At 71.1% G+C, this 12,765-nt stretch carries 12 protein-coding genes; 4 read left to right on the top strand and 8 right to left on the bottom strand.

Features of this window, described 5'->3' with window-relative positions:
• The first annotated feature begins 42 nt into the window (after positions 1–42).
• Entirely contained in the window at positions 43–1,293 is a 1,251-nt protein-coding gene (locus ACFWM7_RS13215) for an MFS transporter (RefSeq protein ID WP_383259403.1), read from the top strand.
• 152 nt (positions 1,294–1,445) lie between these two features.
• On the opposite strand, the gene ACFWM7_RS13210 is transcribed toward ACFWM7_RS13215, so the two are convergent.
• The 6 genes from ACFWM7_RS13210 to ACFWM7_RS13185 form a co-directional block, all read right to left on the bottom strand.
• Positions 1,446–3,200 (bottom strand): NAD+ synthase, encoded by a 1,755-nt coding sequence (locus tag ACFWM7_RS13210; protein ID WP_383259401.1) that lies wholly within the window; start codon positions 3,198–3,200, stop codon positions 1,446–1,448.
• A 124-nt stretch (positions 3,201–3,324) separates the two neighbouring features.
• On the bottom strand, positions 3,325–4,899 hold the full coding sequence (locus tag ACFWM7_RS13205; protein ID WP_383259399.1) for a multicopper oxidase family protein: 1,575 nt from the start codon (positions 4,897–4,899) through the stop codon (positions 3,325–3,327).
• Between the two features lie 77 nt (positions 4,900–4,976).
• Positions 4,977–5,486 (bottom strand): hypothetical protein, encoded by a 510-nt coding sequence (locus tag ACFWM7_RS13200; RefSeq protein WP_383259397.1) that lies wholly within the window; start codon positions 5,484–5,486, stop codon positions 4,977–4,979.
• 120 nt (positions 5,487–5,606) lie between these two features.
• Positions 5,607–6,032, bottom strand: coding sequence for a CBS domain-containing protein (locus tag ACFWM7_RS13195; RefSeq protein ID WP_383259394.1), 426 nt, complete (start codon positions 6,030–6,032; stop codon positions 5,607–5,609).
• Between the two features lie 157 nt (positions 6,033–6,189).
• Positions 6,190–6,945 carry a DUF305 domain-containing protein gene (locus tag ACFWM7_RS13190; RefSeq protein ID WP_383259391.1) on the bottom strand — a complete coding sequence of 252 codons (756 nt, stop codon included), beginning with the start codon at positions 6,943–6,945 and terminating at the stop codon, positions 6,190–6,192.
• Complete coding sequence (locus ACFWM7_RS13185; protein WP_383259388.1) at positions 6,942–7,634, bottom strand: DUF3105 domain-containing protein; 693 nt, start codon at positions 7,632–7,634, stop codon at positions 6,942–6,944. The genes ACFWM7_RS13190 and ACFWM7_RS13185 overlap by 4 nt, the downstream gene beginning before the upstream one ends.
• A gap of 255 nt (positions 7,635–7,889) precedes the next feature.
• Here ACFWM7_RS13185 and glnA point away from each other — a divergent pair, with 255 nt between their 5' ends.
• Positions 7,890–9,251 (top strand): type I glutamate--ammonia ligase, encoded by a 1,362-nt coding sequence (glnA, locus tag ACFWM7_RS13180; protein ID WP_030080862.1) that lies wholly within the window; start codon positions 7,890–7,892, stop codon positions 9,249–9,251.
• Between the two features lie 157 nt (positions 9,252–9,408).
• Positions 9,409–10,332, top strand: a complete 924-nt coding sequence (locus ACFWM7_RS13175) for a MerR family transcriptional regulator (protein WP_383259385.1) — start codon at positions 9,409–9,411, stop codon at positions 10,330–10,332.
• A 658-nt stretch (positions 10,333–10,990) separates the two neighbouring features.
• Here the strand turns inward: ACFWM7_RS13175 and ACFWM7_RS13170 are convergent.
• Together ACFWM7_RS13170 and ACFWM7_RS13165 are read right to left on the bottom strand one after the other, a co-directional pair.
• Entirely contained in the window at positions 10,991–11,287 is a 297-nt protein-coding gene (locus ACFWM7_RS13170) for a hypothetical protein (RefSeq protein WP_383259379.1), read from the bottom strand.
• 122 nt (positions 11,288–11,409) lie between these two features.
• A complete protein-coding gene (locus ACFWM7_RS13165; protein WP_383259409.1) occupies positions 11,410–11,748 on the bottom strand; it encodes a hypothetical protein in 339 nt (112 codons plus the stop codon).
• Between the two features lie 160 nt (positions 11,749–11,908).
• Between ACFWM7_RS13165 and ACFWM7_RS13160 the strand changes: the two genes are divergently transcribed.
• Positions 11,909–12,688 (top strand): GntR family transcriptional regulator, encoded by a 780-nt coding sequence (locus tag ACFWM7_RS13160; RefSeq protein WP_383259375.1) that lies wholly within the window; start codon positions 11,909–11,911, stop codon positions 12,686–12,688.
• Positions 12,689–12,765: the final 77 nt, after the last annotated feature.

The raw sequence follows: 12,765 nt of genomic DNA, 5'->3' as shown, positions 1-12,765 counted from the left end.
GCTCTTCGTTCTGCCCCCGCCCCGAGATTGCGAAGGTTCCCCATGCCCCTGGCCCTGCTCGCCCTGGCCGTGAGCGCCTTCGGCATAGGCACGACGGAGTTCGTCATGATGGGCCTGCTGCCCAACGTGGCGGACGACCTGGACACGTCCGTGCCGACCGCCGGCTACCTCGTGTCGGCGTACGCGATCGGCGTCGTCCTCGGCGCACCGCTCCTCACCGGCCTCGGCTCCCGCATCCCGCGCAAGAAGATGCTCCTGGCGCTGATGGCGCTGTTCACCGTCGGCAACCTGGCCTCGGCGCTCGCCCCCGACTTCGGCTGGCTGCTGGCGGGCCGCCTCCTCGCGGGCCTCCCGCACGGCGCGTTCTTCGGCGTCGGCGCGGTGGTGGCCGCCCGGCTGGTCGCCGAGGGCCGCCAGGCGCGGGCGGTCGCGACGATGTTCCTCGGCCTGACCGTCGCCAACATCGTCGGCGTCCCCGCCGCGACCCTGCTCGGCCAGCACCTCGGCTGGCGGGCCACGTTCCTCGTGGTCGCGGCGATCGGCCTGGCCGCGATGGCGGCCCTGGCCCGCCTGGTACCGCACATCCCCGTCGAGGCGCACCAGGACGTACGCCGCGAACTGCGCGCCCTCGGCAACCGTCAGGTGATCCTCGGCCTGCTCACCGCCGTCTTCGGCTTCGCCGGGGTCTTCGCGGTGTACTCGTACCTCTCGGCGATGACCACGAAGGCGATGGGCTTCGGCGAGTCCTCCGTGACCCTGGTCCTGGCCCTCTTCGGCATCGGCATGACGCTCGGCGCCCTGGCCGCGGGCCCCCTCACGGACCGCGCGCTGCGCCCGACCCTCTACGGCTCGCTGGGCGCGCTGGCGGTGGTCCTGGTGGCGTTCCCGTTCACGGTGCACGTGCAGTGGGCGGCGCTGGTGACGGTGGTGCTGCTGGGAGCCCTCGGCTTCATGACGACGACCCCGCTCCAGATGCTGGTCATGAACAAGGCGAAGGACGCCCCGACCCTGGCCTCGGCCTCCAACCACTCCGCCTTCAACCTGGCCAACGCGGGCGGCGCATGGCTCGGCGGCGTGGCGATCGCAGCAGGCTGGGGCTGGACGTCCCCGGCGTTCGTGGGCGCGGTGCTGGCGGTGCTGGGCTTGGCGATAGCGGCGACGGCGGGATTCCTGGACCGGGGGCCGGGGCGGAAGTCCCGGGTGGTCATGGGGTCGTCCACAACCTCGCCCGAGACGAACCGGGCGACCGCTTCCAGCCCACCCGGCACCCCCTCCAGCCCGTCCGGCGTTTGAGGACGGAACCGACACGCCCACCCCAGCCCGTCCGGCGCTTGAGGACGGAACCGATACGCCGGACGGGCCGGACACTCACGTGAGAGCCCAGCCCGTCCGGCGCTTGAGGACAAAGGCGGCCGCCGGACGCCCCCGGCAGCCACCCGCCCCCGCTAGGACGACTCGCGCCACCGATTCGTGATCGGCAGCCGCCGGTCCTTCCCGAACCCCTTGGGCGAAATCTTCGTCCCCGGCGGATACTGCCGCCGCTTGTACTCCGCCGTATCCACCATCCGCAACGTCTTGGCCACCAGCTCCGCATCGAACCCGGCCGCCACGATGGAATCGAGACCCTGATCCCGGTCCACGTACATCTCCAGGATCGCGTCGAGCACCTCGTAGTCCGGCAGCGAGTCCGTGTCGACCTGCCCCGGCCGCAGCTCCGCACTCGGCGGCTTGGTGATCGAGGCCTCGGGAATCGGCGGCGTCTGCCCCCGCTCCTCCGCCGCCCGGTTGCGCCACTTCGCCAGCCGGAACACCCACGACTTGTAGACGTCCTTGATCGGCCCGTACGCCCCGACCGCATCCCCGTACAGCGTGGAGTAACCGACCGCCAGCTCGGACTTGTTGCCCGGCGCCAGCACGATCTGCCCCTCCTGGTTGGAGATGGCCATCAGCGTCGTGCCACGCAGCCGAGCCTGGAGGTTCTCCTCGGCCAGACCCGTGAGCTGCAACGACTCCATGTACGCGTCGAACATCGGCGCGATCGACACCGTACGGAAGTTGAGCCCGGTACGCCGCGCCAGCTCGGCCGCGTCCCCCTTGGAGTGGTCCGAGGAATACTTCGACGGCATCGAGACCCCGTACACGTTCTGCGCCCCGAGCGCATCGCACGCGATGGCCGCGCAGATCGCCGAGTCGATGCCGCCGGAGAGCCCGATCAGCACACTGCTGAAACCGTTCTTCGCAGCGTACGCACGGAGCCCCACGACCAGCGCCGAGTAGATCTCCTCCTCGTCCTCCAGCCGCTCCGCGTACCCGCCCGCGAGCTCCGGCTCGTACGCGTCCACGGGCCGGTCCGACAGCACGACGTGGTCGATCCGCAGCCCGTCGTCCACCACACCCGACGGCGCCGCGGCGGCCGCCGCGGGCAGCTCCAGATCGAGGATCACGCTGCCCTCGGAGAACTGCGGGGCGCGGGCGATGACCTCGCCCTCCTTGTCGACGACGATCGAGTCACCGTCGAAGACCAGCTCGTCCTGCCCGCCGATCATCGCGAGATACGCCGTCGTGCAGTCGGCCTCCTGGGCCCGCTTGCGGACCAGGTCGAGCCGGGTGTCGTCCTTGTCCCGCTCGTACGGCGAGGCGTTGATCGACAGGAGCAGCCCGGCCCCGGCGGAACGGGCGGCCGGCACGCGCCCGCCGTCCTGCCACAGGTCCTCGCAGATCGCGAGGGCCACGTCGATGCCGTGGACCCGTACGACGGGCATCGAGTCGCCCGGCACGAAGTACCGGAACTCGTCGAAGACGCCGTAGTTCGGCAGGTGGTGCTTGGCGAAGTTGAGCGCGATCCCACCGCGGTGCAGCACGGCGGCGGCGTTGCGCGGGGAGCCGGCGGGCTGCCCGTAGCGCGCGGCGGTGTGCTCGGAGCGGTCCAGGTAGCCGACGACGACCGGCAGTTCGCCGAAGCCCTCCGCATCGAGCCGGGCGGCCAGCGCGCGGAGCGCCTGCCGCGAGGCCTCGACGAAGGACGACCGCAGGGCCAGGTCCTCGACGGGGTATCCGGTCAGCACCATCTCGGGGAACGCCACGAGGTGGGCGCCCTGCTCGGCGGCGTGCCGGGTCCAGTGGACGATCGACTCCGAGTTGCCGGAGAGATCGCCGACGGTCGAGTCGATCTGATTCAGTGCGAGGCGTAGTTGAGGCACGTCCGCCAGTGTAATCGTCTTTCTGACGCGATGCCCCGGAGGCCCGGGCAAAATCTGCCCGGACCCACCGGAACCGCAGGTCGGAGCGGCTGCCCGCGCCGACCCGCTGTTAGGGGATCAGGCCTCAGGCCCGATAGCCGAGGACCGTCATCATCCCCGCCTCCGCGTGGTAGACGTTGTGGCAGTGGACCATCCACAGCCCCGGGTTGTCGGCGTCGAACTCCACGGTCAGCGACCGGTGCGGCAGCACGATCGCGGTGTCCTTACGGGCTCCGGCGGCGTTCCCGCCGAGCGCGAAGGTGTGCCCGTGCAGATGCAGCGGATGCCACATGGCCGTCCCGTTGTCGAAGACGACCCGCACCCGCTCGCCCGCCTCCACCGGCCGCCGCTGCTTCGCGTCGTACGGCTGCCCGTCGAAGGCCCAGTCGTACCGGGCCATCCCGCCGGTGAGCCGCATGCGGATCGTCCGGTCCGGCGCCCGGTCGGGCAGCGCGACGGACGGGTCCGGCACCAGCCGCCCCGCCTGCACCACCTTTCCCTCCAACTCCTCGGGCCGTACGGAGGCGGCGGGCGCGGCCCCGCTTCCGGTCCGCAGCACGGCGAGGGCGGCCGCCTTCTTCCCCTCGGCCAGCGCGGTCAGCGGGAACACCCCGTCCCCGGCGGTGACGAGGACGTCGTACCGCTCGCCCATCCCCAGCAGCAGCGCATCCCCCGTGGTGTGCCGGACCGGGAACCCGTCCGTGTGCGTCACGGTCATCCGGTGCCCGCCGAGCGCCACCCGGAAGGCGGTGTCGCCGCCGGCGTTGATGATCCGCAGCCGGATACGGTCACCGGGCCGCGCCCGGAACGTCTCCGGATCCTCCGCAACCCGCCCGTTGACGAGGTAATACGGATAGGCGACGTCCCCCGCATCGCCCCCGAGCAGCTCACTGCGGGCGCCCATCGTCATCCGCGAGGGCCCGCGGCCGTCCGGTTCCCCGCCCTCGTCCTCCTCGGCCCCCGACATGGTGTGCGCGCCGTGATCCATCCCGCCGCCCATGCCCCCGGAGAGTTCCTTGAGAACGGCGTCCGGAGTGGACCCCTCCACCCCGTCGACCCAGTCGTCGAGGACGACGACCCACTCCCTGTCGTACGCCAACGGCTCCTTCGGATCCTCGACGATCAGCGGCGCGTACAGCCCCCGGTCCTGCTGGACGCCGGAGTGCGGGTGGAACCAGTACGTCCCCGGGTGCGGTACGGCGAAGCGGTAGGCGAAGTCGGCCCCCGGCGCGATGTCCCGCTGGGTCAGCCCGGGAACCCCGTCCATGTCGTTGCGCAGGGCGAGGCCGTGCCAGTGCAGGGAGGTGGGCTCCGGAAGGTGGTTGGCCAGGGTGAGTGCGAGCGTGTCGCCCGCCGTCACCCGCACCTCGCGCCCGGGCAGCCGGTCCCCGTAGGCCCAGGAGGCGGCGGTCCGCCCGTCTCCGAGGTCGAGGCGGGCACGGGCGGCGGTGAGGGAGACCGTCCGCACGGGCCCGGAGCCGCGCGCGGCCTCGGCGGCCTCGACCTCCTTGCCGCCGGGCGAGACGTACGTACCGGAATCCTGCGCCCCACCGGGGGAGTGGGCGCCGCCGCCGTCGGAACAGGCGGCGAGGGCTCCCGTACCGGCGACGGCGAGAGCGGCGCCGAGCACGGCGCGGCGAGGGGGTTGGTGCATGGGCATGCTGAAGACACCTCTGGAGTGCTGTGGTTTCGGGTGAAGGTGAAGAAGGTGAAAGGGCGGAGGTGAGACGCCCACTTCTAAATACGCAGCACCGAGACGCTGGCGAGCACCGATATCCGGGGCGGCGGAATCGGCCGCAGAACCCGCAGCAGCCCAGCCCCCACCGGCGTACCGAGAGGCCGCCCGTCGGCGCGCAGCCCGAGCAGCCAGGACCCGACGAGGGCGAGGCCCCAGACGCCGAGGACGGCGAGGCAGACGGAGAGCGGATCCATCCCGCTCATGGGGGCATCGGTGCCGGGGGAGCCGTGCGGCGAGGGGGGCTCGGCGTCGACGAGGCCCGGGGCGGGTACGGGGGCCGGGGCGGGTACGGGGGCCGGGGCGGGTACGGGGGCCGGGGCCGGGCCGACGTGCTCGCCCATGGCGGCTGACGACGCCGACATCGACGTGGATGCCGCCGACATCGCCGCCGATCCGCTGTGCTCCGCCGGATGGCCGACCGTATGCATGGTGACGATGCCGAACAGCAGAGCGGCGAACAGCATCAGCTGGCCGTACGTCACGCTCCTGCTCCGCGCCCTGCCCGCCATGCGGGCCACCCTACCCCCGGCGGGTATACGGACGAACGGCGGCCCGGCACCCTTCCGCCCAAGCGGACCAGGCGCGCCGGGCAACCGTCACGCTCACGACTCGGCTTCTCGGCCGGGGAGTCAGCTGCGCGAGTAGACCCTCTCCGCCCAGCCCGCGATCTGCTGCTCGGTGAGGTGCTGCGCGAGGTCGGCCTCGCTGATCATGCCGACCAGCTTCTTGTTCTCGACGACGGGCAGCCGGCGGATGCGGTGGGTCTGCATCTCCTCCAGGACCGCGTCCACATCGGCCTCCGCCTCGATCCAACGGGGCGTGCCCTGTGCGAGATCGCCCGCCGTGACCTTCGACGGATCGTGCCCCTTGGCCACACAGCCGACGACGATGTCGCGGTCGGTGATGATGCCGACCATCCGGTCCGAATCACCGTCGGCCGAGACGGGCAGGGCGCCCACGTTGTGCTCGCGCATCAGCTGCGCCGCACGGTCGAGGGTCTCGTGGGCCGGGATCCAGCGGGCCCCGCTGTGCATGATGTCTTTGGCGGTCGTCATGGGGGATTTCCTCCTGCGTGCCGATGGCACTGCCGTACGGCCCCGAGCGCACCCATCGTCATCGGCCGGGAGGGCACGCGCGACCGCAATCACCCGTTCGGGTGCGCCGGCGCGGGGACGCAAGCTGACGCGCGTCGTCCGGGCCGTGGCCCCGGGCTCAGGGCCGGGGCTGGGCCTTCCGCTCGGTGAGCATGTCGCGCATCAGCCCCAGCTCGGACTGCTGCCCCTCGACCATGCCCCGGGCGAGCCGCTGCTCCACCGGAACGGTGCACCGGGACGCACAGGCCTCGGCCATGGCGACGCCGCCCTTGTGGTGGTCCGTCATGAGCTGGAGGTAGAAGACCTCGGCCTGCTCGCCGTCGAGGCGCGCGAGCCGCTCCAGCTCGGCGCGCGAAGCCATGCCCGCCATGAGCACACCGTCGCCGCCCCCGTCCGGATGGTGCCCACCGTGCTCATGCCCGCCGTCCCCACCGCTGCCGCCCATCCAGGCCATCGGGGGCTCGTCGCCGCCCGCGACCTTGGGCAGCCCCCAGAGGTCGAGCCAGCCGAGGAGCATGCCGCGCTGGTTGGCCTGGGTGTTGGCGATGTCGTACGCGAGACGGCGTACGTCCTCGTCCTCCGTACGGTCCCGGACGATGAACGACATCTCGACGGCCTGCTGATGGTGGACGGCCATGTCCCGGGCGAACCCGGCGTCGGCGGAGTCCGAGGCGGGGGCACCGGCCGCGCGGGGCGCCGAACCGTCCTCACCGTCCTCACGGGCGGAGGCGACGGCGGCGGCCCCGGCGAAGAGCAGGGCCAGGGCCACGGCGGCCCCGGCCGCCCACCGCACCCGCGCGGTCTTCCGCCGTTCAGCACCGGTGGCCGGGTCCGCCGGGTCCGCTGTGTCCGTCGTGTCGGTCGAGTCCGTCACTGCGGCACCGTCGCCAGTCCGCCGGTGCAGGGGGCGCCGGGCTCGGGCGTCTGCGCGCCCTGGACGAATTGGCCGAGGAACTGCTCCACCCGCGGGTCGTCGGCGGAGTCCACGGTGACCTGCTTGCCCCAGGCACTGAGCATGATCGGCCCCTCCTGACCGGCGTACGGGCTCATCAGCGTGAACGGGGTCTCCTCGACCCGCTCGGCGAGCGCGGCGACATCCGTCTCGGCGGCCGAGCCGTTGTACGTGACCCAGACCGCGCCGTGCTCCAGGGAGTGCACGGCGTTGACGTCCGGGAGGGCCTTTTCGTATACGTCGCCGTTGCAGTTCATCCAGGAGGCGTTGTGGTCGCCGCCGACCGGAGGCTCCATCGGGTAGTCGACCGTGCCCGCCACGTGCTGGCGGCCGAGCTTCGCCGCGTCCCAGGACTTCAGCCCCTCGATGGCCCCGCCCTTGGCGTCGCCGTGGGAGCCGTCGTGCCCGTCCGGGTGCTTGCCGTCCTGGGCGGCCGAGGCGTTGTCGGACTTCTCGTCGGCCGCGGAGTTCTCCAGCAGCAGGAACGAGCCGAAAGCGACGAGACCGGCCACGACGGCGGCGCTCAGCCCTATGGCGATGGCCCGGTTGCGGGTGGAGCGCGCGCGGGTGTCGGGGGCCTGCGGCTGGGGGTACCGGGGGTCGAAGCTCATGTCGTGGAGTCCTTCTGCGAAGGGGCCGGGAGGCGGGAGAACGGTCCGTGGACCGAGGCGCGCGGACGGGCGGGAAGCCGGCGGGGGAGCAGGCCCCGAAGCCGACCGCTGCTCGGTCGCTGATCGTAGTGGGTGGCCGAGTGCTCTCTCTTACACCGTGTGCGTAATCTGGGGGAAATCCCGGGTCGCGATACTGAAGTGTCCCCCTACCCCGGGCGGTGGTGCACGGACCGTCTGAACTGCAAGGATGTGGCAATGGACAAGCAGCAGGAATTCGTCCTCAGGACCCTTGAGGAGCGCGACATCCGCTTCGTGCGGCTGTGGTTCACCGACGTCCTCGGGTTCCTCAAGTCCGTCGCCGTGGCCCCGGCCGAGCTGGAGCAGGCCTTCGACGAGGGCATCGGCTTCGACGGCTCGGCGATCGAGGGCTTCGCACGGGTCTACGAGTCGGACATGATCGCCAAGCCGGACCCGGGCACCTTCCAGATCCTGCCGTGGCGTGCGGAGGCCCCCGGCACGGCGCGGATGTTCTGCGACATCCTGATGCCGGACGGCTCCCCGTCGTTCGCGGACCCGCGCTACGTCCTGAAGCGCATCCTGGCCAAGACGTCCGACCTGGGCTTCACCTTCTACACGCACCCCGAGATTGAGTTCTTCCTGTTGAAGAACAAGCCGGTCGACGGCACCCGCCCGACGCCGGCGGACAGCTCGGGCTATTTCGACCACACGCCGCAGAACGTCGGCATGGACTTCCGCCGCCAGGCGATCACGATGCTCGAATCGATGGGCATCTCGGTCGAGTTCAGCCACCACGAGGGCGCCCCGGGCCAGCAGGAGATCGACCTTCGCTACGCGGACGCGCTGTCGACGGCGGACAACATCATGACGTTCCGCCTGGTGATGAAGCAGGTGGCTCTGGAGCAGGGCGTGCAGGCCACGTTCATGCCGAAGCCCTTCTCGGAGTACCCGGGCTCGGGCATGCACACCCACCTCTCCCTCTTCGAGGGCGACCGCAACGCGTTCTACGAGTCGGGCGCGGAGTACCAGCTCTCCAAGGTGGGCCGTTCCTTCATCGCGGGCCTCCTGAAGCACGCGGCGGAGATCTCGGCCGTCACCAACCAGTGGGTCAACTCCTACAAGCGCATCTGGGGCGGCTCGTCCCGCGCGGCCGGCGCGGGCGGCGAGGCCCCCTCGTACATCTGCTGGGGCCACAACAACCGCTCGGCCCTCATCCGCGTCCCGATGTACAAGCCCGGCAAGACGGGCTCGGCCCGCGTAGAGGTCCGCTCCATCGACTCCGGCGCCAACCCGTACCTCACGTACGCGGTCCTGCTCGCCGCAGGTCTCAAGGGCATCGAGGAGGGCTACGAACTCCCGGCCGGCGCCGACGACGACGTCTGGGCCCTCTCCGACGCGGAACGCCGCGCGATGGGCATCGAGCCGCTCCCGCAGAACCTGGGGGAGGCGATCTCCCTGATGGAGAAGAGCGAACTGGTCGCCGAGACCCTGGGCGAGCACGTCTTCGACTTCTTCCTCCGCAACAAGAAGCAGGAGTGGGAGGAGTACCGCAGCGAGGTCACGGCCTTCGAGCTGAAGAACCTGCTGCCGGTGCTGTAGCGCCTGCGCGTACGTGACTGCGGACGGGTCGCCGGGTTCAATCGAGTCGACCCGCTCGCAGTGCGTCCCGGTCCTGAACGGGGAGAGGGTTGCACCTTCCGTAGCGGCATGTGGTCCGGTGGACCCACATCTCGCCCCTTCAAGGGAAGGCCCCCCCATGCCTGCGTCCTTCATGCCACCCCGCCAGGTCAGGATCGGTGACGCGGCGGCCTTCGTCGGCTGTACGCCGCGGGCGATTCGCCACTACCACGAGATCGGCCTGCTCCCCGAGCCCGAGCGGGGCGGCGACGACCGCCGCCGCTACGGGTACGAGGACATGATCCGCCTGCTGTGGATTCGCAGGACGGCCGACGCCGGCATCGCGCTGGAGGACATCCGTGACGCTTTCGCCACCGGCACGGCCTCCGCCGGTGCGGACGGCGGGGACGGTGTCGCGGGCATCCTGGAGCGGTTGGAGGAAACCCTCGCCGAGCAGGAGGCGGAATTGCGGCGGCAGCGGACCGCCGTGCAACGGATGCGGACCGAAGGCAGCCGGATGGGCCTGCTCTCCGACTTCGTCACCGACCGTCTCAAGATCCTGCCCGAGGGCTCCCTGCGCCAGGCGGACCTGGACACTCTGCTGGTCACCGAGCGGATCTTCGGCCCGCTCGGAGCAGCCGTCCAGGCCACGCGTTTCGTCGCCCTGGCCACGCATCCCGCTCTGCGGGAGGAATCCGATCGCATCGACGACGCCGAAGAGGCACTCGACGACAGCGTCGCCGTCGATGACCCACGAGTCGCTCAAGTGGCCGCCGAACGGCACGCCTTCGAAGCGGCCCTGCATGCCGTCATGGAGGAGTCGGGCCTCGACGAGGACGACGATGCCCTCTTCGGCGCGTGGGACGCTGCGCACCCTGAGCCCGGCGACGCCGAAGACGACCGTTCAGGCTTCAGCTCCGGCAGGGCGATGAGTGTGCTCGAAGCCACCGGCAAAATGCCCTACGACTTCTCCCCGGCCCGCCTGCGCTGCATGGAACTGGCCGACGAACTGTCCGTGCTCATGGAGGACGAGGGGGGTGGGAATCCGCGGCTTGCACCATAGTCCCGGGGTGGCTCCCGGGGACCTCTGCGCCCACCCCTCCAACCGTTGGTCGAGGGCGGCCTTCCGCCTTCCGCGCGCAAGCGTGTCGGCGCGTGGCGGACGAGCCAGGTGGTGAGCTCGCCGCGCAGACCGTTCTCGTCCATGTCGTCCCACGCGGCCCAGGGCAGTTGGTCGCCCAGCAGGCCGTACTCCCACACGGTGACAGCACCCGTGGTCGGCCCAGTCGGGGGCGTCCCAGGTGCGGCGGAGGAGACTCGGAGAGAGGGGCACGTCCGGGGCCTTCAGCAGCGCCAGCTCCGTAGGGCTGCCCCAGTGACATTCGCACTGGACCTCGTCGGCGCGTGCGGTCATTCCGCTGAAGGCGTCGGCCGGCCCGCCCAGGGCGAGGCCGAGCCGGAGTCGGGTGGGGGTGGTGTCGGGGCGCATGGTGATCGGTACAGCCTCGGGGAACTCCAGGAGGCTTCCGCCCGCCGAAGATCGCCACCTTACCCATTTGGGCTGACGTTGCCGCCGGGGCCGTAGATCGTGCGGTCATCGCGGATCACCAGCGGCGACCGTTGCCACCTGGTGACCCAGCCGGAGCCCTGCCCGTACCCCGAACTCTTCGGCGGCTGATCCCGAGCGCGGGGAGTGAGCGGGCAGGGCGGGATTGCCGGCTCTACACCGGAGGCGTCCCCGGCGGTGATGGAGCCGGGGGAGGGTTGGGCAGCGGAGGGCCCGGGTCCGGCGGCATCTTCGGTGAGCCGCTGCCGTGTTTGCCGTCGTTCAGGAGCTTGCGGGTCGTCAGGCCGTAGATGCCGAACGGCGGGAAGAGGTCGACGCGGCGCGGGTAGTCGCCCTCCGCGCACTCCTCGCAGAGCAGGTCGCGGCCGGCGGGGGTCTGCCGGGCGGCGGTGGCCGGGGCGTGCCAGCATGCCTCGCAGTCGAGGACGTCCGTCGGGGACAGGGTGATCATTCCGGCCTCCCGGGTGGGGCCGGTAACGCCTGGTGGGTGCTGCGCATCAGGTGCCTCCGTCGCTGGTGGGGGTGGTGTGGATGGTGGGGCTTATGTGGCTGGTGGCGCTCATTGGCCGGCGCTCACCGGCGGGTCTCCCGCCAGACGCGGACGAGTTTTGCCGCGTCTGGGCAGATAGAGCCGGCCCGGCAGGCGGTGCACGTCATCGTGTGGCCGAGCAGTGCGCGGTACGCCGTGTCGGGGGATTCGGTCGTGGTCACGTTCGCCTCTCTGCTGATCTCGGCCCAGACGTACTCGGCGGCGCGGGTACGGGTGTGTCCGTAGCGGTCCGCCGTGGCCAGGGCGGCGAGGACGGCCGCGTGGGCGGTCGCGCTCAACTCGGCGGGGAGATCGGCCTCGACGCGGAAGACGTCCAGGTCGGTGGCCACGCGCGGTTCGGTGCCTGTGGCGGCGGCGAGCATGCCGGTCAGCGCCGCAACCCGCGCTTGTGCAGAGCGCACACTTCTCCCCTGGTGAACCGAATGTCACTCCATGTAATGCTGAGTATTCAGCTTCAACCTGATGGGTTAGCTTTGTCAACAGCGACGCCCATATCGACGCCGAACACACGGAGCTGCTCAAATGCCACGTGATACGCCGTACTTGAAGGTGGCGGATGCTCTGCGGGCTCGCGTGCGAGCCGGTGAATGGGCGGTCGGGGACAAGCTGCCGTCCCGGGCGCGGTTCGCCGAGGAGTACGGCGTCGGCCAGTCCGTGGCGCAGCGGGCCATGGAGCGCCTGATCATCGAGGGCATCCTCGAAGGCCGCGCAGGCTCCGGCACGTACGTCCGCCGGGCCCGCGAGCGCCGGCGCATGATCCGCTCACGCCATCGCGAGCAGCGGAACAAGAGTCCGTTCGCCTCGGATATGAGCGAGCTCGACCACGAGGCGGACTGGGAGTGCACCAGCACGGCGCGCGTTCCCGCGCCGGAGGACATCGCCGAACGGCTGGCGATCGAGCCCGGCGACCTCTGCGTGGTGACCGACTACGAGTTCCTCGCCGACGGCCTGCCCGTACAACTCGCCAAGAGCTGGGAGCCGATGGCCATCACGGACGGGACGCCGGTCCTGCTCCCGGAGATGGGCCCGCGCGGAAAGATCGGCGTCGTCGAGCGCATGCGTTCCATCGGCGTGGACATCACCGCCGGCATCGAACTGCCCCGCCCGGCCCGCGCGACGCGGGAACAGGCCAACCTGCTCGGGATCTCCATCGGTGACCTGGTCATCGAGATCGAGCGCACGTACTTCGACCGCGAGGGCCGCCCCGTGGAGACGGCCGACGTCGTCGTGCCGGACATCCGCTGGGAGATCGCCTACGAGATCCGCATCGACCAGCCGGACTCCGACCAGCCGGACTCCTGAGGCGGGTGCCGAGTTTCAGGGGGCGGGTTCAGGGGCGGTGCTGATGGCGGGCTCCGATGGTCGGCGTTGATGTCGGC

Source organism: Streptomyces sp. NPDC058375 (assembly GCF_042723425.1).
Classification (GTDB): Bacteria; Actinomycetota; Actinomycetes; order Streptomycetales; family Streptomycetaceae; genus Streptomyces; species Streptomyces durocortorensis.
This window is presented reverse-complemented; position numbering and strand designations above follow the sequence as displayed.